Source organism: Thalassospira sp. MCCC 1A01148 (genome assembly GCF_001613795.1).
GTDB lineage: Bacteria > Pseudomonadota > Alphaproteobacteria > Rhodospirillales > Thalassospiraceae > Thalassospira.
In genome coordinates, this window is the sequence record NZ_LPVZ01000020.1 from 36,855 (window position 1) to 57,034 (window position 20,180).

General features: G+C 55.1%; 15 protein-coding genes. 2 read left to right on the plus strand and 13 right to left on the minus strand.

The window, feature by feature from the left end:
- Window position 1: 1 nt before the first annotated feature.
- Window positions 2-424: an ATP-binding protein gene (locus AUQ43_RS09760; RefSeq protein WP_062956087.1), complete on the plus strand. Its 423-nt coding sequence runs from the start codon at window positions 2-4 to the stop codon at window positions 422-424.
- 12 nt (window positions 425-436) lie between these two features.
- On the opposite strand, the gene AUQ43_RS09765 is transcribed toward AUQ43_RS09760, so the two are convergent.
- Both AUQ43_RS09765 and clpB read right to left on the minus strand, forming a co-directional pair.
- Window positions 437-1,216, minus strand: a complete 780-nt coding sequence (locus tag AUQ43_RS09765; protein WP_232310649.1) for a DUF4197 domain-containing protein — start codon at window positions 1,214-1,216, stop codon at window positions 437-439.
- 135 nt (window positions 1,217-1,351) lie between these two features.
- On the minus strand, window positions 1,352-3,943 hold the full coding sequence (gene clpB, locus AUQ43_RS09770) for an ATP-dependent chaperone ClpB (protein ID WP_062956089.1): 2,592 nt from the start codon (window positions 3,941-3,943) through the stop codon (window positions 1,352-1,354).
- A gap of 385 nt (window positions 3,944-4,328) precedes the next feature.
- On the opposite strand from clpB, the gene AUQ43_RS09775 reads away from it, so the two are divergent.
- Window positions 4,329-5,093 (plus strand): MOSC domain-containing protein, encoded by a 765-nt coding sequence (locus AUQ43_RS09775; protein WP_062957231.1) that lies wholly within the window; start codon window positions 4,329-4,331, stop codon window positions 5,091-5,093.
- Between the two features lie 6 nt (window positions 5,094-5,099).
- Here AUQ43_RS09775 and AUQ43_RS09780 read toward each other — a convergent pair whose 3' ends face one another.
- The 11 genes from AUQ43_RS09780 to AUQ43_RS09830 form a co-directional block, all read right to left on the minus strand.
- Complete coding sequence (locus AUQ43_RS09780) at window positions 5,100-6,695, minus strand: type IV secretory system conjugative DNA transfer family protein (RefSeq protein ID WP_062956090.1); 1,596 nt, start codon at window positions 6,693-6,695, stop codon at window positions 5,100-5,102.
- Between the two features lie 279 nt (window positions 6,696-6,974).
- Entirely contained in the window at window positions 6,975-7,739 is a 765-nt protein-coding gene (locus AUQ43_RS09785; RefSeq protein ID WP_062956091.1) for a DUF4167 domain-containing protein, read from the minus strand.
- Window positions 7,740-8,028: 289 nt separating this feature from the next.
- Entirely contained in the window at window positions 8,029-8,931 is a 903-nt protein-coding gene (prmC, locus tag AUQ43_RS09790) for a peptide chain release factor N(5)-glutamine methyltransferase (protein ID WP_062956092.1), read from the minus strand.
- 2 nt (window positions 8,932-8,933) lie between these two features.
- Complete coding sequence (gene prfA / locus AUQ43_RS09795) at window positions 8,934-10,016, minus strand: peptide chain release factor 1 (RefSeq protein ID WP_062956093.1); 1,083 nt, start codon at window positions 10,014-10,016, stop codon at window positions 8,934-8,936.
- Window positions 10,013-11,359: a glutamyl-tRNA reductase gene (gene hemA / locus AUQ43_RS09800; protein ID WP_062956094.1), complete on the minus strand. Its 1,347-nt coding sequence runs from the start codon at window positions 11,357-11,359 to the stop codon at window positions 10,013-10,015. Before hemA ends, prfA begins: the two co-directional genes overlap by 4 nt.
- Before the next feature lie 7 nt (window positions 11,360-11,366).
- The gene (gene hisS, locus AUQ43_RS09805) at window positions 11,367-12,608 is read right to left on the minus strand and encodes a histidine--tRNA ligase (protein ID WP_062957232.1); all 1,242 of its coding nucleotides are present in this window, start codon (window positions 12,606-12,608) and stop codon (window positions 11,367-11,369) included.
- A gap of 128 nt (window positions 12,609-12,736) precedes the next feature.
- The gene (ispG, locus tag AUQ43_RS09810; protein ID WP_062956095.1) at window positions 12,737-13,861 is read right to left on the minus strand and encodes a flavodoxin-dependent (E)-4-hydroxy-3-methylbut-2-enyl-diphosphate synthase; all 1,125 of its coding nucleotides are present in this window, start codon (window positions 13,859-13,861) and stop codon (window positions 12,737-12,739) included.
- Between the two features lie 180 nt (window positions 13,862-14,041).
- The gene (locus tag AUQ43_RS09815; RefSeq protein WP_062957233.1) at window positions 14,042-15,301 is read right to left on the minus strand and encodes a helix-turn-helix domain-containing protein; all 1,260 of its coding nucleotides are present in this window, start codon (window positions 15,299-15,301) and stop codon (window positions 14,042-14,044) included.
- A 96-nt stretch (window positions 15,302-15,397) separates the two neighbouring features.
- Window positions 15,398-17,680, minus strand: a complete 2,283-nt coding sequence (gene ptsP / locus AUQ43_RS09820; protein WP_062956096.1) for a phosphoenolpyruvate--protein phosphotransferase — start codon at window positions 17,678-17,680, stop codon at window positions 15,398-15,400.
- 5 nt (window positions 17,681-17,685) lie between these two features.
- The gene (locus AUQ43_RS09825) at window positions 17,686-18,714 is read right to left on the minus strand and encodes a nitronate monooxygenase family protein (RefSeq protein ID WP_062956097.1); all 1,029 of its coding nucleotides are present in this window, start codon (window positions 18,712-18,714) and stop codon (window positions 17,686-17,688) included.
- Window positions 18,715-18,854: 140 nt separating this feature from the next.
- The gene (locus tag AUQ43_RS09830) at window positions 18,855-20,075 is read right to left on the minus strand and encodes an aspartate kinase (protein WP_062956098.1); all 1,221 of its coding nucleotides are present in this window, start codon (window positions 20,073-20,075) and stop codon (window positions 18,855-18,857) included.
- Window positions 20,076-20,180: the final 105 nt, after the last annotated feature.

The window sequence follows — 20,180 nt, forward strand, 5'->3', positions numbered from 1 at the left end:
GATGACCCGCCCCAAAGACATCAAACAAACCCTTACCCTGGTCCGGGGGCTTCCCGGATCAGGTAAATCGACGCTTGCCAAAAACCTGTGTCAGGCGACCGGTGCCGTGCATCTGGAAGCCGACATGTTCATGGTCGACCATGAAGGGTTTTACGAATTTGACGGCACCCGCCTGTCACAAACCCACGCAAGGTGCGAGGCCGAATGTCACAACTCCCTGTCCGAGGGGTATGACGTTGTTGTCTCCAACACATTCACCCGTTTCTGGGAAATGAAGGCCTATATCGATATGGCCGACAAGCACGACATTCTGTTGCAGATCGTCGAATGCCATGGCCGTTTTGGCAGCATCCATATGGTGCCCGACGAAACGCTTGCCGATATGCGTGATCGCTGGGAACCACTGCCGGAAAAGTACCGCTAAGGGGCTCGCCACTCAGTTGGCGCTCGAAAAGACTTTTTCAAGGATATCGGTGGTCCAGCGGGTCGGATCGCTTCGAATATCTGCTTCCTGAAGCGCGATATAATGGAACAGGCCATCCATCGCCTTGTCTGTTGCGTGGTCGGTCAATGATGCCTTGAGGTCGGGCACAAATGGCAGTTGGTCATATTGACCAACCATCTGATCATAAAGCGACAAGGCCCCGGTATCTGACAGTGCGTCTGTTATCATCGGGCGCAAGCGGCCTTCGATATCGTTGCCCGAAACACGTCGCAAATATTGGGTTGCGGCGTCACCCGGGCCCTGCAAGATACCCTTGGCATCGGCTACCGTCATCTGACGCACCGCATTGACCAGAATATCCCCGGCATCCTGCATCGTCTGCTCGGCTGCCCGGTTCATGCGCAATTCGATTTCATCGGCGTAACTGCCAAGACCCGCAGCATCCATAAGCTTCTGTGCGGCCTCAACCTCGTCTGGCAGTGGAATATGGGCGACCGGATCGGCATTAAAGCCATCGACAGCCCCAAGCTGATCGATCACCAGCTCAACCCCGATATCAAGCGCCTGCTTGAGCCCCTGCTCGACCGTATCTGATGACAGGGCGGAAATCGCCGATCCACTGTCGCCGGACGTGCTTCCCGAACCAGATGACGTCATCGCATCACCAAGGGCGTCCTTGGCTTTGTCAAAGAAAGACTGGGCGTGAACAGGGGCGACGAGATACCCCAAAACAAGCGCAGCAACGCCGGCTTTGAAAAGGCGATTTGTCATCGGGTTTTGCATGCGCAGTCCTGTCGTGTTGGTTAAGGCATCTGATGATCACTATCATGAAAAACAATCATGGCCCGAAAAAGACAAAACCCCGGTTAACCAACCGGGGTCTTGTATGTGAGATTTCAGGTGACCTTAGTCAACAACATCGACTTTCTTGCCATTCAGCAAAAGGTCACCGGCCTCGGCCGAAACAGGAACCGTATCGCCGTCGCTAATCCCGCCTTCCAGGATCTGCATGGCCAGCGGGTTCTGCAGATAACGCTGGATAACGCGTTTGAGCGGACGGGCACCATAGATCGGGTCATAACCTTTTTCGGCCAGCCAATCCTTGGCACCGTCATCAAGTTCAAGATTGATCTTGCGATCAAACAGAAGCTTCTCGAGGCGACCAAGCTGGATATCGACGATCTTGCCCATCTGATCACGATGCAGACGATGGAACAGGATGGTCTCATCCAGACGGTTGAGGAATTCCGGACGGAACGATGCCCGAACGATTTCCATGACCTGGGCGCGGACTTCACCGCTGTCATGACCCGGTTCCTGATTGGCAAGGATTTCCCCACCAAGGTTCGAGGTCAGAATGATCAGCGTATTGCGGAAGTCGACAACACGGCCCTGCCCATCGGTCAGACGCCCTTCATCAAGCACCTGCAGCAGGACGTTGAACACATCGGGATGTGCTTTTTCGACCTCGTCAAACAGGACGACCTGATACGGCCGACGACGTACCGCTTCGGTCAGCGAACCGCCTTCCTCATAGCCGACATAGCCCGGAGGCGCACCAATCAGACGCGCCACCGCATGCTTTTCCATAAATTCGGACATATCAATCCGCACCATGGCCTGTTCATCATCAAACAGGAACTGCGCCAGCGCCTTGGTCAGCTCGGTTTTACCAACACCCGTGGGGCCAAGGAACAGGAACGAACCAATCGGTCGGTTTGGATCCTGCAAGCCCGCCCGCGCACGGCGTACCGCGTTCGAGATGGACCGCACGGCATCATCCTGACCAACAACCCGTTTGCGCAGCGTGTCTTCCATTTCCAGAAGCTTTTCACGCTCGCCCTCAAGCATCTTGTCGACCGGGATACCGGTCCAACGCGACACAACAGACGCGATGTGCTTGTCGGTCACCGCTTCTTCCTTGATGCCACGCGACGGATCGTTTTCCGCCTTTTCAAGCAGCGTCATCAAAGCCGGGATTTCTTCGTATTGAAGCTGTCCGGCACGATCAAGCTTGCCATCACGCATCGCACGTTCAAGTTCACCACGCGCCTGATCAAGCTGTTCCTTGATATGGGTTGATGCGGCCAGTTCTTTCTTCTGGGCTTCCCATTTCGCGGTCAGCTCGGCGGATTTTCCTTCAAGCTCGGCCAGTTCCTTGTCCAGACGGCCAAGGCGATCTTTCGACGCAGTGTCCTGCTCCTTCTTGAGCGCTTCACGCTCAATCTTGAGCTGGATGATACGACGGTCGAGTTCGTCGATTTCTTCCGGTTTGGAATCAAGCTCCATGCGCAGACGCGAGGACGCCTCATCCATCAAATCGATAGCCTTGTCTGGCAAGAACCGATCCGTGATGTAGCGGTTCGAAAGTGTGGCTGCGGCCACCAGCGCGGCATCGGCAATACGGACCCCGTGATGGAGTTCGTATTTGTCCTTGATCCCGCGCAGGATCGAAACCGTGTCAGCCACCGACGGTTCGCTGACGAACACCGGCTGGAAACGACGGGCGAGTGCTGCGTCCTTTTCGATATGCTGACGGTATTCATCAAGGGTTGTCGCACCAACGCAGTGCAGCTCACCACGGGCCAAAGCCGGTTTCAAAAGGTTCGATGCATCCATCGATCCTTCGGCCTTACCAGCACCGACAAGGGTGTGCAATTCGTCAATGAACAGCACAACCTGACCGGCTTCTGATTCAATCTCGCTCAGAACCGCTTTCAGGCGTTCTTCAAATTCACCACGGAATTTCGCGCCGGCAATCAACGCACCAAGGTCAAGCGACAGAAGTTTCTTGTCCTTCAGCGTTTCGGGCACATCACCCTTGACGATACGCAGTGCCAGACCTTCGGCAATCGCGGTTTTACCCACACCGGGCTCACCAATCAGAACCGGGTTGTTCTTGGTCCGACGTGACAGTACCTGCACCGCACGACGGATTTCCTCGTCACGGCCAATCACAGGGTCAAGTTTGCCTTCACGCGCCGCCTCGGTCAGGTCACGGGCATATTTTTTCAGCGCATCATACTGGCTTTCGGCACCCGCACTATCGGCGGTCCGGCCCTTGCGGATGTCATTGATCGCACCGTTCAGCGCCTGTGCGGTAACACCCGCATCAGCCAGCACCTTGCCCGCGGTTGATTTCGGATCAAGCGCAATGGTCAGAAGCAACCGTTCCGCCGTGACAAAGCTGTCACCGGCCTTCTTGGCGATTTCCTGTGCCTGATCAATCAGGCGGGCAAATTCGGACGAAAGATAGATCTGACCATTGCCGCCAGAAACCTTTGGCAGTTTTGCCAATTCCTGCGCGCAACGTTCCTGGGCAAGCTTGGGCTTGCCACCGGATGCCTTGATCAGATTGGCTGCCAGACCTTCTTCGTCATCAAGCAGCACCTTAAGCAGATGGATCGGGACAAATTGCTGATGGTTTTCACGCAGCGCAAGCGATTGCGCCGACTGCAGAAAGCCTTTTGACCGATCCGTGAAGTTTTCAAATTCCATTCCTGTCACTCCTTGAGCCAACAGTATTCAGACGATGTGGACCTTCTTGGAAGCGTCCACGACATTGGTGTCATTACCGAATTTTCAAATTATAGATTATTTCGACAGCGACAACATTGATATGTCTCAGTCTAGCGCGTTTGCAACCATATCCCCCTACAAAAGTTGCAAGAATTAATTGTGCACTGCAACACAACTTTCTGGCATTATTCCAGATATCATCAGAGATCGCTGAGTAAAACGCGTTGTCGTATGCACCACCGAGCTACGCATCAAGGGTTGCCCTTGGCAAAACAACGTTCTAACGTCGCCCGAACAGACAAAATAGACATGCCATTCGTCCCGTTTTTCCGGCATGTCAAAGCGCCATACAGGAACACAGATCATGACGATCGAACTCAAAGCCATCAAAAGATACCCGGTCAAGGGAATGCGCGGTGTTGACCTTAAAGAGGCAAAAATAAGCGCACACCACATGATTACCGATGATCGTCGTTTTGTGATCGCCACCCAATCATCTGTTGGCCAGGAAGGCGTTCATGAATGGGCCCGTAAAAGCAATTTCCTGCAATTGGTCAACACGCCCAAACTGGCAGAAATCGGCACCGATTATGACGACGCCACCTGCACGCTGACAATTCTTCGAAATGGTCGGGCGATTTGCAAGGGCAAGCTTGATGAATCCATGGGGCGCACTGTGGTCGAGGATTTCCTCAAGGCGTTTCTGAAAAACGAGATCGCAGGCACACCAAGAATCTATTCAGTCCCCGACACCAATTTCGGCGACATGAAAGAACCATACATATCGCTTCTCAACCTCGCATCAATTCGCGATTTTGGCAGCCGGATTGTCCAAAGTGAAATCGATCCGATGCGTTTTCGCGGCAACCTGTTGGTTGACGGGCTGGAACCTTGGAAAGAACTGGAATGGAACGAGGACAAGATCATCAAGATCAATGATGTTTCGTTCCGTGTCGTCCACCCGATTACGCGCTGCAAGGCGACCAGTGTTAATCCCGATACCGCAGTTGCCGACATCAACGTTCCGCTGATGCTGCGCAAGGGGGTAAACCACCTTTACATGGGTGTATACCTTGAGGCACTTGACGATGGCACCATCACGCCGGGCGACGAACTGATCCTTGCCTAGCCGCGGTCAGTCATTGTCGGAATTGAATGTTGGGGCATGGACAGCCATGCCCTTGAACATCTCGTCATGATACCAGTCGATACGATAGGCACGAATGGGTGGGCATCCCTTACGAAACAGGATTTGCTCTTCCTTCGGGAAGCGGGCGACTTCGGGCGATTTCAGGATCGCCTGAGTATCCTGTGATCGCAGATGTACCGGTCGGCTGGTATCCTTGCCGCCGCCGGTGTCCTCAAATCTCGACATCGCCGTCAGACCAGAAACCCAGTCAAGGTTGAACGCACCTTCCTGACTTAGAACAGAAATGGCATCAACGCGCCCAACCACGTTTTCCCAGTTCAGACAGACATCCATCAGACCACTGACGCCCGAAAAACCGGGCCAGACAATCATGCCATCGCCATAACCACCGCCCAAAAGGCGCTCAAACAACGGCATACGGCCAACACGTTCGATCCCGTCGAGCAAAACAAGAAACTCCGGGTCACCGGACTTCCATCCCCGCTGATTGATCAGGTTCATAATCCCCGACAGCATCACACGGCTAAACGATGGCTGAACTTGCGGGTTTTCACCGCCAAGCTGGCCAATGACAAAGATCGAAACCGGGCCGCTTGTGATGTCCTCAAGCGTGAAGCTGCTTTTACTCACCAGACGCGCGATCTGCGGGTTGTCAAACTCCTCGGTTGCCGCCCGACAAGCCTCGATTATCTTCATGCGCTGATCTTCGGTCATATCAAGAATGTTCAGCGCGACCTCGGATATACGGCCGTCCGCGGACTCAATGCTCATCAATTCTTCAAGAATTTTATAGAACCGGTGCGATGGCATGATCAGGTTACGACGCACCTCGCCAAGGTTGCGGTCTTCCTTGGGACTTCTCTGGATTGTGAAAACAATAAAGCCCTGAAGCAGGGTTCGGGCGATCCGAACTTCCTGTTCATCCAGTTCCTGCACAAATACAGGCGCCAGCAGCGTGTCGGCAATGAAACCCGTATCGGAAATCAAGCCTTCACCTTGTTGGCGAATGAAATCGAACGGATTGAATTGCTCTGTTTCCGCGCCGGATTGCTTGTGCGGGTCAATGACAATCAGCCGTTGCCCCATCTTGCTTCTGCGATCATGGATCGCGCGGAAAATGCTGCCGTGGCGTTCATAAACAAACAGATTTCCGGGATGCAAAAGCGCATTTGGTTCCGCGGATGCACGATAATATTCCTCGGGCTTGGTGGCAAAGGTCAGAACGCGCTTCAGGCCACTCGCCCCAAGTAAACGCTTGTTCTCACCCCAGCGACCAAGAACCAAATCCGGACTGTTTTCAAGAAGCTTGCGACCATTGAGGTCTTCGACACTTGCCCACTGCCCCTCGGCCTTCATTTTTGCCGCCTCGGCCGCATTGGCAGGTTTCTTTGATTTCCTCGACGCGGGCGATTTCATGCGATTGAGGACAATGACAACCAGCGGCAGGAACATGGGAATGATGAAACATACAGCACCGAGAAGTGCCAGTTCATAATCACCGTTAAACAGGCCAAGGGCGACAACCATCGCACCAAGAGCCCACAACAAAACCATGACGACCCGAAATAAGCCAGTCCCCATCAATCACTCCCCGAAAATGCGCCGATGCCGTGAAAGAATGCCGGCTGCAAGTTGCCGATCTTGGTTTCACGGTTTTAATTGTATTTTGTCCCCGATCCCGCACCAACAATAATCGAAGGTTGTGCGGGGTATTCAATTATATGCTTATACAGTTTCACGTCTCTTAAAGCACTGCATCTTTGGGGGAACAACCAGCTATATTCTTCTGAACCAAAACGACAACACCCCTGCAAGCGGCCTGCTTGCAGGGGTGTTTGTCATGTCGAAGTTCGTTTCTGATCAGGCCGAAACCGGTTCGGATCCCTCGTCAGAAGTAGCACCTTCTTCATCTTCACGGCCGGCAGCCCGGCTGCGACCACGGCGTGCGGTCGGATGACGACCACGGGTACGCGCAGAACTGCTTGCGGCGCGACGCGGTTTCTTTTCGCCTTCGTCGCCTGATTCAGCACCGTCTGTATTGGCTGTTGCGTCATCACCAGATGTTTCTGCCGGTGCGCTTTCCTCAGCGGTCGCTTCGTCGGATTTCCGCGGACGTCCACGACCTGTGCTACGTGTATCCGAACGACGCGCGCGCGGGGCGCGCTTAGGCTTGCCACCATCATCTTCCGACGCTTCAGCAGCATTCTTGTCTGCTTCTACAGGGGTGTTGTTGTCGTCACCATTGTTCGACGCATTTTCTGCGTTTTCACTGGTGTCGCCCTGCTGTTCGTCGTTCTGGTTTGACTGGCCGTCGTTGCGGTCGTCACGGCCACGATTGTTACGCTGACGATTGTTTTCACCACGTTCTTCACGGCGCTGATTTTCCCATTCCTGGGCGGCCTGAAGGATACGATGGTAGTGTTCAGCATGCTGGTAGTAGTTTTCAGCTAGAACAGGATCGTCAGTCGCGTCCTTTGCTAGTGAAACATACTTTTCGTAAACCTGCTGGGCATTGCCGCGTACGCGACCGTCCGGCCCATTGCTGTCAAAATTCTGAAATTTTGGATTTACTGGACGTTTATTCGACTGTTGCCGTCCGCGCGGACGTTTATTGTTATTTCTCATATCAACATGACTTTGGTGTTGAAGGACAATCCGGCGGCATCATCGGCCCCGGAACCACTCCGTCTGAAAAACATATTTCCCGCTAAACAGCGCCGATCACGGCATTCGTACAAACCTGCCGGGAACCTTGAAAGGAACGGAGATTCTAGACTGTTTACAGGGGAACACGGCGCTTTCATAAGCGCGTCGGGCACCCGGCCCGTTCAAATCAACCTATATGGCTTGGCGGCTTATTCCAACTGTTTTTTTCACTCGCAGATGCTTTTTTTACATCACAGGTGCGGATTTATCAGATTATGCAACGTCCGACCGAACAACGGGTTTTCTTTGCCGCAACGCAACGTACAATACCGCCAAGATCTTCACGGTATTCCACCCCGACAAAGCCGGCTTCGATCAACAACTGCCCGACATCCTTTTCCTGACCGCGACCGATTTCAAAAATGACAAAGCCGCCCGGTTTTGCCAGATCAAACGCAACTTGCGACAACACACGATAAGCCGCCAATCCATCGCCCTCGTCCGTCAGGGCAACGCGGGGATCAAATTTCTGCACTTCTTGCGAAAGTGTCGTCATTTCATCGGCAGTAATATAGGGCGGGTTTGACATGACAAGATCAAACCCCTCTGCGCGATCCTTGGCGTCAAGCGCGCTATCCCAGTCCGAGACACGAAACTCGACCTGATCATCAAGTTCGAGAAGCCGCGCATTTTCCCGCGCACAGGTCACCGCCCCCTCGCTCAGATCAAGACCAATCCCCGTTGCTCCGGGCAAGTCACCAACCGCTGATAATAACAGGCACCCCGTGCCCGTCCCAAAATCAACAATCCGTGGCGCGTCGGCATCTTCCAGAAAATCGATCGCCCATTCGACAAGTGTTTCACTGTCGGGTCGCGGCTCAAGCGTTTCGGGCGACAATTTGAAAGTATGGCGCCAGAAATCACGTTCGCCCAAAATACGTCCCACCGGTTCATGCCCGATGCGACGCGCAATCATGTCGCGAAACGTATCAGCCTTGTCAGCAGAAACGACATCTTCAGGCCATGCACTGATCCGGCCACTATCCACACCTGCCGCCCGTGCCAGCAAAATGCGCGCATCCATACGCGCATTTTCAATACCGGCCTCGCTCAAGGCCGTCACGGCCTCGGCCATCAGGGCGCCAAGGTTTGAAGACGCGTCAGAAGACATGATCAGCTTTCAATTTCGGCAAGCTTTTGCGCCTGTTCTTCAGAGATCAGGGCATCAATCATTTCGTCAACCGCAGGACCACCGGCAATGAAATCATCCAGCCGATAAAGGGTCAGGTTGATGCGATGATCGGACACGCGCCCTTGCGGGAAGTTATAGGTGCGAATGCGTTCCGAACGATCCCCCGACCCGACCTGTGATTTACGGTCAGCGGCACGTTCGCTGTCCTTGCTTTCGCGTTCCTGATCATAAAGACGCGACATCAGCATCTTCATCGCTTTTTCTTTGTTCTTGTGCTGGGATTTTGCTTCCTGGCTGGCGGCGACAACACCGGTCGGAATATGTGTAATGCGGACCGCACTGTCGGTGGTGTTCACGTGCTGACCGCCTGCACCCTGCGAACGATAGGTATCAATACGCAGATCCTTGGGATCAATCTTGATGTCAACGTCCTCGGCCTCTGGCAGAACAGCAACCGTTGCCGCAGATGTGTGAATACGGCCGCCACCTTCGGTCACCGGAACACGCTGAACGCGATGCACACCACTTTCAAATTTCAGACGGGCGAACACGTCGGTCCCTGAAACATTCACGATGACTTCCTTGAAACCGCCAAGGTCGTTTTCACTGGCATCCATCTGTTCGAACTTCCAGCCACGGCCTTCGGCATATCGCTGATACATACGATACAAATCGGCTGCAAACAGGGCTGCTTCTTCACCACCCGTGCCTGCGCGGATTTCAAGGATGGCGTTCTTGGTATCCGCACTGTCTTTGGGGATCAGCATCAGCTTCATCTGACGCTCGGCCTCGGGCAGCTTTTCCTGAATATCGTATTTTTCGGCTTCGGCCATTTCGCGCATGTCGCGATCACCGTCCGGGTCTTCCAGGATTTCCTCGGCCTCGGACAGATCGTTCAGCAGTTTTTTATAGGCTTCGATTGCCTCGACCACCGGTGCCAGTTCCGCATGTTCGCGCGACAACTTTGAAAAGCCATCACCATCAAGCTCTCCGCTTGAAAGAAGCGCGTTGAGTTCGTCGAACCGGCGTGTAACGCCTTCGAGTTTCCCAAGGTCCAAACTCACTCTTTATTCTCCTGTTCAGGGTCGCCGGGTGCGCCATCGCCCCCAAGCGGCTTGTCTTCAAGTTCAAACAGGCGCGACAAAAGCTTCTGGGCCTTGACCCATTCCACGGTGCCTGCACCGTCTGTTGTCGTCGCCAGATCTTTCAACGCCTGTGTCGGCGCATGCAAAAGACGATTAACCAAAAGCCGTGTGGCCTTTTCCGCATCGCCCTGGCTTTCGTTCAACGCCTCCGCGCGCACGGCTTCAAACCGCTTACGCAGATCGGCAATCGCCGGAACAGCCGCGCGCTGCGCGCGGTCACGGACAAAGCCATCAATCTCCGCCTCGATCAGTGCCCAGGCCTGATCGGCCTTTTCTTCGCGTCCACCGCGCCCTTCGGCGGCGATTTTTTCCAGATCCTCGATCCGGTAAAAGAACACTTCATCAATCTCGTCGACCTGCGGATCGATATCGCCCGGAACAGCCGTATCAATCATCAGAACCGGGCGGAACCGGCGACGCTTGACCGATGCGAGCGCGCGTTCCTTGTCGATCATATAGCGGCGCGATCCACCCGCCGTCAAAACCAGGTCCGCCTCAGCCAGGAGGCGATCAAGATCCCCGATCTCTGACCAGTGGCAATCCAGTCGCCGCGCGACCAGACGCGCACGCGCCGTCAACCGGTCTGTGACCAGAATACGGCCAATTCCCCGTTCTGCCAGCGATGCCGCAATCAATTCGCCCATATCGCCAGCACCGGCAACCAGCAAGGTACAATCACCAAGGTCACCATGAAGGTCGCGCGCCACCGATTGAGCAGCCGCTGCGATGGACACGACACCCTGACCGATCCCGGTCTGATTGCGCACCTTTTTGGCAATGGCATAGGCGGTCTGGTAAACCAGTTCCAACTCGCGCCCGACAAGATCATGTTTGCGCGCGATCCGATGGGCATCCTTGACCTGCCCGAAAACCTCGGGCTCGCCAATTACCAGACTGTCGAGTGACGCCGCGACCGCGAACATGTGTCGAAGCGCATCCCGACCAGACCGGATGTAAAGTTCTGCCGCCAATTGATCACGATCCAGATCGGCCCAAAGCGACATAAGATCAATCAGGCGTTCGCGGCCGCGCTCGGCCTCGGATGCCAAAAGATGGATTTCGGTGCGATTACAGGTCGAGACGACAACGGCCTGCCCCAGTCGGGCCTGCTCGATTGCAGCGAGAAACTGGGGCAATCGGGCTTCTTCAATAAACAGACGGTCTCGGGTGTCCTCGCTGGAGCGCCGATGATTGGTGCCGATCACCATCAGGCGATCCAGCGGCCAATCCCCGGCATCCTCATGCGAAATCCCGTCCGTCACACCATTCTCACTTCTTGCCGATCACATCAGCCAATTGGTCAAGCGCGACTTCCTGCTGCTCACCGCTATCAAGGTCACGAAGCTGGGCAACGCCATTTGCAAGTTCGTCATCACCAAGGATCACCGCCAGCTTGGCATTTGCCTTGTCCGCGCGCTTCAGGCGTTTTTTCATATTGCCGGAATAACCAAGTTCAACCGCAACACCACTTTCGCGCAGGGTCTGCGCAAGGCTGCGACATTTGGCTTCCGCCGCATCGCCCATCGGGATCAAGGCTACCGGGCGGGCACCCGCCGGTGCCTCGCCAACCATCAGGGCCAGGCGTTCAACACCAGCAGCCCAGCCAACACCAGCCGTCTGCGGGCCGCCCATGGTCGAAATCAGCCCATCATACCGGCCACCGGCCATCACCGTGCCCTGTGCACCAAGGGTGTTGGTGGTGAATTCGAAACAGGTGTGGCAATAGTAATCAAGCCCCCGCACCAGACGCGGGTTCAGCTCGTAATTAATACCGATATCGCCAAGCCCTTCGGTCAGGCCCTTGAAGAATTCCTTGGAATGCTCGTTGAGGTATTCTGCAAACAGCGGCGCATTGGCCACCAGTTCGCGATCGCCTTCATCCTTGGAATCCAGAATACGCAGCGGGTTCTTTTCAAGGCGCGACCGGCTGTCTTCTGACAACTTGTCAAAATGACCCTTGAAGTAATCAACCAGAACATCGCGGTAAGCCGCACGGCTTTCCGGATCGCCAAGGGTGTTAAGCTCAAGCGTGATGCTGTCCCAAAGACCAAGGGCCTTCAGGATATGCGCGCCATAGCCGATCATTTCGATATCCCCCGCGACCTGCTCAACACCAAGCAGTTCTGCACCGATCTGGTGGAACTGGCGCTGACGGCCTTTTTGCGGGCGTTCATACCGGAACATCGGGCCATAATAGCTGACCTTGACCGGGGACATCTGCTGCATGCCGTTGGAAATATAGGCACGCGCAATACCCGCCGTTCCTTCGGGACGCAGGGTAATCTGTTCGCCACCGCGATCCTCAAAGGTATACATTTCCTTGGTTACAACATCGGACGTATCGCCAAGGGTGCGCGCAAAGACGTCGGTAAATTCGAAGATCGGCGTGGTCATGCGATGGTAGCCATACAACTCGCCGATTTCGCGTGCGGTATTCGCGATGTAATCCTGCAGACGGTTCTGTTCCGGCAGAAGGTCGTGCGTGCCACGGACGGGTTGAAGCGATGCCACTTTGGGTCTCCGATCTAACTTGAATTCCAGATATTTGCGCGAAACATCAATCGGCGCAAACACATGCGAACATGAAAATAGCTTTCCGCCGGTGTGGCGGAAAGCCAAAAGTCGTCAATACAGCCTTGCTATTCCGCCGCGGTTTTCTTGGCGGCTTCTTCGGCTTCGATTTTTGCGGCACGTTCTTCGACCAGTTCGACGATATGGTCGACCATCTTTTCCGTACTGACATTGTGATCCGGGCGCCCGGAAATATACATCTTGTGGTTTCCACCACCGCCACCGGTCAGGCCGATATCGGTTTCACGCGCTTCGCCCGGTCCATTGACGATACAGCCAATAATCGACAGCGAAATCGGGGTCGAAATATGCGCAAGTCGTTCTTCAAGGGCGGCAACAGTTTCCACCACATTAAATCCCTGTCGGGCGCAAGACGGGCAGGAAATGATCTGAACGCCACGGGTGCGAAGACCAAGTGACTTCAGAATATCAAACCCGACATGGATTTCCTCAACCGGGTCCGCTGACAGCGACACACGCAAGGTATCACCAATTCCGGCCCACAACAGGTTGCCCATACCAATTGACGATTTGACCGTCCCGCCGCGCAGACCACCGGCTTCGGTAATACCGAGATGCAGCGGATAGTCGCATGCCTCGGCAAGACCGTAATAGGCTGCAACGGCAAGGAACACGTCAGATGCCTTGACCGAAATCTTGAATTCACGGAAATCCTGATCTTCAAGGATCTTGGCGTGGTTCAGCGCACTTTCGACCATAGCTTCCGGGCACGGTTCGCCGTAACGTTCCAGAAGTTCTTTTTCAAGCGAACCGGCATTCACACCAATGCGCATCGAACAGCCGTGATCCTTCGCCGCCTTGACGACTTCGCGGACGCGTTCGGTTGACCCGATATTTCCCGGGTTGATGCGCAGGCATGCTGCACCGGCCTCGGCGGCCTCGATGGCCCGTTTATAGTGGAAATGGATGTCGGCAACGATCGGGACATGCACCTGTTTGATGATGTCTTTCAGCGCAGCCGTTGATTCCTGATCCGGGCAGGACACACGAACGATATCCGCACCGGCTTCTTCCAGTCGATGGATCTGCGCAACGGTCGCGTTCACATCGGTGGTCAGGGTGTTGGTCATCGACTGCACAGAGATAGGTGCATCTCCGCCGACTTCCACATCCCCGACACGGATTTTACGGCTTTGGCGGCGTTCAATATCGCGATATGGGCGGACGCTCATTTCCGATTCCAAAATGTTTTAGATGTCTTGGGGTGTATATAGCTTATCAAACGCAGATTAGAAACCGTTGGCTAGCAGATTTTCCGCCAGTTTTCGCATGGCTGTCACGAAAAAAGGCGACCCCGTCGGATCGCCTTCTGAAATTTGTCTGTTTTGACCACCCTTTCGGGGCAGTCAGACCTATTGAACAGTGGTTTCCTCGGTCTGGGTAAGATCACCGACATCAAGCGAGAAGTCCGAGATTACCGCACCATATTCACCGACCGGCTTGGCTTCTGCACCGTCAATGCTGTACGTCAATGCACCAGCATTGCCGACTTCAAGTTTCAAGCCATCACGATTCGGGACCATATAGGTATCGCCAGCGGTCAACATACGGGTCAGAAGGACATTGCCGTCTTCTTCGCGGATACGAACCCAACTGGTTTCAACAGCCGAAATGGTTACACGGCTGTCAACATTGACAGCACCAAAGACGCGGGCACCACCGGCATCATCCACTTCCGGTGCGGCCGGAACTGATGCAACTTCCGCAGCGGGTGCCGCCGGTGTTTCCGCGACCTGCTCTTCAACAGGTGCCTCTGCAACTTCGGCAACAACCGGGGCTTCTTCAGAAACCGGCGCTGCTTCAGGCGCTGCTTCTACAACTTCCTCGGTGACAGCAGGCGTTTCAACTGGCTCTGCAGGTGCTTCTGCGAGGTCCGTTACGCTTTCTGGTGCAAGTTCCTCAACCGGGGCTTCGGAAACAGCAGTTTCTTCGACCGGCAACTCTTCAACGTCAGTTTCAGGTGCGACGGCAACAGATGGCTCCGGCTCCGAAATGACGGGTGCGGGGGCGTCCATTTCGGCCTCGGCGGCCTGTGCGTCCGCAGCGTTTTCAAGCGTGCGCGGCGCAGTTCCTTCGCTTGCGGTTGTCGAATAGCTTGCAAGCCGTTCGGGCAGCGGATCGACAAGATCCGCAATGGTTTTGCCCTGACTGGAAAGGTAATACCAGCCACCATAGGCACCAAGCCCCAGCATAACCGCAATCAAAAGAACGGCACCACCCGGCACCCGGCTTTCCTGAACCGGTTTCGGGAAGGACAGTTCACTGCGTACAGCTGGCGCGTTGCTTTCTTCACGGAAGCGGCGCGCGATTTCCGCGCCATCCAGTCCGAGATGTTCAGCATATGCCTTCACGAAGCCAAGGCCATAAGGACCGTTCGGCAGAGCCGAATAGTCACTGCTTTCGATGGCTTCGATGTAAATTCTACGAATACGTAGCATGCGGCAAACGTCTTCGACTGATTGCCCCAAACCATTGCGGGTTGCCTTCAGCAAGCTCCCGACTTCGGTGTAGCCACCGACCTGGTTGTTCTCTACGTCCATCACGATATCATTTGATGGCTCATCCCCGGACAAAGGCCTGAAACGAAGGCGCCCATGGGTTTCGTCATCCAAATGATCTTCCTTTCGCTTTTTGATCGCCAACTCCGCACCCCCACGTTACGATCTAGCAATAAAACTAGCAGATATCCCCACCAAAAGCGATTGTTTTTAAAGTTTTACACCGTGATCTATTGCGAAAGCCTTAAGACGTGATCGCAACGATCTGGTTGGATTATCCATCACGGTAAGGATGTAACGTTCAACTTCAGACTTGCACATACTTCTGACCATTTCCTTTACAGGACCGACAGACGCAGGTGCCATTGACAAACGCTTGATTCCCAAACCGATGAGGGCCATCGCTTCGAGCGGCCGTCCCGCCATCTCACCACAAATGGTCAGGCGGACGTCCCGCTGATCACACAATGTCACCAATTGCCGCATAAATGCAAATACACTTGGTGACAATGTGTCATATCGGCCTTCAATCCGCGGGTTCCCACGGTCTGCTGCGAACATGAACTGCAACAAATCGTTCGTACCAACAGACAGGAAGTCAACACGATCAAGCAAGGCCGGAGCCTGCCAGATCAGTGCTGGCACTTCAAGCATTGCACCGACTTCAACCTTGCGCGGCACAAAGCCACGCGTGGCTTCACGCCTGAGCTGCTCGTCGAGCACTGCCTTGGCCATATCGAACTCGGCAACTTCGGCAATCATCGGGAACATGATGTACAGATCACGATCATGTCCAGCACGGATAAGTGCGCGAAGCTGATGAACCAGCACCGCCGGACGATCCAGTGTGATCCGTATCGACCGCCAGCCCATCGCCGGGTTCTCTTCTGTCATATCCTCCCAATAAGGCAACAGTTTGTCACCGCCGACATCAAGAGTCCTGAATACCACCGGGCGACCTTCGGCCTGCTCGAAAATACGGTCATAAAGCCGCGTTTGGTCGGTGATGTCGGGCATGGCAGAGCGCACCATGAACGGAATTTCCGTCCGGTACAGGCCAATACCATCTGCACCGCTTTCAATCACATGCGGCACGTCGATCAAAAGACCGGCATTCACATTAAGCGAGATATCCGCCCCATCCGTCGTGCGCGCGGGCATATCGCGCATCTGGGCATAAAGTGCTTTCCGTTCGGCCCGGGCACGCAGCGCCCCGTCAATCACGGCGCGGACATCCTCGCTTGGGCGAACGAACAACTGGCTGTTGTCTGAATCCACGATCAGCGGGTCGCCTGCCTCAACCTTGTCAAGGACCCCCTTGACCCCGCCCAGAACCGGAATATCAAGTGCGCGCGCTACAATTGCCACGTGCGAAGTATGCGAACCTTCTTCCAGTGCCAAACCGCGCAGACGCGTATGGTCGTAATCAAGCAACTCTGCCGGACCGATATTGCGCGCCACCAGAATGATGTCATCGGGCAGATCACCAAACGCAGGGGACTGATACTGCCCCGAAAGATGCTGCAGCAACCGGTTGGCAAGATCTTCAAGATCGTGCAGACGTTCGCGCAAATAAGGATCGGTCACCTGCGCCATACGGGCACGGGTATCGTCATGTACCTTCTGGACCGCGGCCTCGGCCGTCAGGCCGGTATGGACGGCTTCGGTGATCCGGTTAAGCCATCCGGTATCCTGGGCAATCATCCGGTAGGCTTCCAGAATATCCCCCGGATCATCGCCCTCATCCATGCCATCAATGCCCGAAACGGCTTCAAGCATTTTATCCAGATGATTTTGCAGGCCATGCATGGCTTCACGCAGGCGCGTGAGCTCTTCTTCCGGGTCGTCTGAAACCATGCGGTCAATGACGATGCGTGGCTCATGCAACACCGCAAGACCCTTGCCGATGCCAGGCGCCAAACGCGCCCCGCCAAGTCGCAACGGCAAAAGCGCAATACCATCCGCCGGGATCAGTTCCTCGCGACTGACAAGCTCGCCCGCCGCGACCATTTCGGCCAGCACCATGGCGACGTTTTCAAGCGCTTCCTGTTCGTCCTCGGAATAAAGCCGCTCTGTCCGGTTCTGCACGGCCAGCACACCGATGATGCGACCACCACGCAGGATCGGCACACCGATCATGGAATGATAGATTTCCTCACCCGTTTCCGGGCGATAGGCAAAGTTCGGATGGCTTTGCGCGTCCTTGAGGTTAAGCGGGCGCGCATGTGCGGCAACAAAACCGACAATCCCCTCGCCCACGCGCAGGCGGGTCAGGTGGATGGCCTCTTTGGACAAACCGCACGTCGCAAACAGTTCAAGCACCTCGCCCGCACGCATGACATAGACCGAGCACACCTCTGCCACCATATCAGCAGCAATGATGGTCACGATCTGGCCAAGCCGTTCTTCAGCAGTCCCCGGTCCAGCCATAACGTCGCGGACGCGCTTTAGAAGGCGTCGCGGACCAGAGACTGCGGCGGACGGAATGCTCATTTGACTTAGCTGTCTCTCTTAACCAGGGATTGAACGGCCTGTTCGACCAACTCTTCAAGGATTTCTGAAACCGGTTGTTCTTTCTTTACCATACCAACCGACTGCCCGGCCATAACCGATCCACTTTCAACGTCGCCATCAATCACGGCACGGCGCAATGCACCCGCCCAGAAATGCTCAATCTCAAGCTGTGCGGCCCCTTGATCAAGTTCACCTGCCCGGAACTTTTCGATCACGGCACGCTGGGTCTCGCGGAATTCATCAGTACCCTTGTTGGCAAGCGCACGTACCGGAATAACCGGGAAGCGATCATCAAGCTGCACCGTGGTGACCGCGTCGCGGGCACTTGCACGTATAAAGGCCTTCTTGAAATCAGGATGGGCAATGCATTCTTCGGCACAAACAAGACGCGTACCGACCTGAACACCCGACGCCCCCTGTTCAAGCAAACCGGTAATCGCTTCACCGCGGCCTATACCCCCGGCACAGAAAACCGGGATATCGGAAACTTCCGGCAGGATTTCCTGCGCCAGAACCGTCAGCGATACCGGGCCGACATGACCGCCGGCTTCGCTGCCTTCGATCACCAGCGCGTCGGCACCCGACCGGATCAGTTTCTTGGCCAAAACCAGTGCCGGTGCAAAACAGATAACCTTGGCAAATTCCTTGGCCTGCTTGATCGAGGCGGAAGACGGCAGGCCACCAGCCAGAACCACGTGCCCGACGCTGTGTTCACGGCAAACTTCAATCAGTTCATTGAGCTGCGGATGCATGGTGATCAGGTTGACGCCGAAAGGCTTGCTGGTCATTTCCTTGGTGGCGGCGATCTCGGCCGACAACAGATCCGGGGTCATCGACCCGCAGGCGATCACACCAAAGCCGCCCGCATTGGAAACGGCCGAAACAAGGTGACGCTCTGAAACCCAGGACATGGCACCGGCCAGGATAGCGTATTCGGTGCCAAGGAACTCCTTGCCCGACGCCCACAGGTCTTCCAGGCGCGCCCGTGCGGCATCAATTTTCGGATCACTCATATTCTCTGTACCCCAAATGCAGAAATGCAGGAGACCAGTGATCTCCTGCACAAAGGCCGAAACACACTGTTCCAGCTAATATGTAATATTATACGTCCTTTAACAGTGGCTTAATTGCGCATGCAAGCACTGCAAAGAACTTATTCCGCGTCCAGACCATATGCCGTGTGCAGGGCACGAACGGCAAGCTCGGTATATTCCTCGGCAATCAGAACACTGACCTTGATTTCCGAGGTCGAGATGACCTGAATGTTGATGCCTTTTTCCGCAAGGGTTTCGAACATCTTGCGGGCAACACCCACGTGGGAGCGCATGCCCACACCGATGATCGATACCTTGGTCACATCAGACGTGCTGAGCAGTTCCTGATAGGCGATCTGCTCTTTGTTTTTTTCTATCACCTGAAGCGCACGCTGGAATTCACCCCGCGGAACGGTAAAGGTCATGTCCGTGCTTTTGCCGTCTTCAGAGACGTTCTGCACGATCATGTCGACATTGATATTGGCATCAGCCAGCGGGCTGAAGATTGAAGCGGCAATGCCCGGTTTGTCTGCGACTTTAACCAAGGTGATCTTGGCTTCATCACGGCTATAGGCAATTCCGCTGACGACTTCCTGTTCCACGATTTCGTCCTCGTCTACAACAAGTGTTCCTTCTGCTTCGCTAAAGGTGGAGCGGACCTGCACCCGAACGCGATGGTTCATCGCCATCTCGACTGAACGGGTTTGCAGAACCTTTGCACCAAGCGACGCGAGTTCCAGCATTTCTTCGTAGGTAATTTTTTCGATCTTGCGCGCCTTCGGCACGATCCGCGGGTCGGTGGTGTAAACACCATCGACATCGGTATAGATGTCACAACGATCAGCATCGAGTGCTGCGGCCAAGGCAACGGCCGAGGTATCCGAACCACCACGACCAAGTGTGGTAATACGATTATCGGGTGCGATCCCCTGGAAACCGGCCACGCAAACGACTTCGCCGCCATTCAGGCGCTTGTCAAGCTCGGCGGTGTCGATTTCCTTGATACGGGCCTTGGCATGTGCCCCGTCGGTCTTGATCGGAATCTGCCAGCCAAGCCAGGAACGTGCAGGCACATCCATGCTTTGCAGCGCCATCGCCAGAAGTCCGACAGTCACCTGCTCGCCCGAAGATACGATCACGTCATATTCACGTGCATCATACATCGGCGACACTTCCTGCGCCCAGCCAACCAGTTCGTTGGTCTTGCCCGACATGGCCGACACAACAACAGCAACCTGATTGCCGGCATCGACCTCGGATTTCACCCGGCGCGCGACATTCTTGATTTTATCAACATCGGCGACCGAAGTGCCGCCAAATTTCATGACAATACGGGCCATGAAGTATCCCCGCTATGCTCGCCGTCCATCGGCTGTCCGAACGTGACGGCATGTGATCCTGTCCCGGCCCAGGATAGCATGCCATACACACAGCGCTTCTCCTGA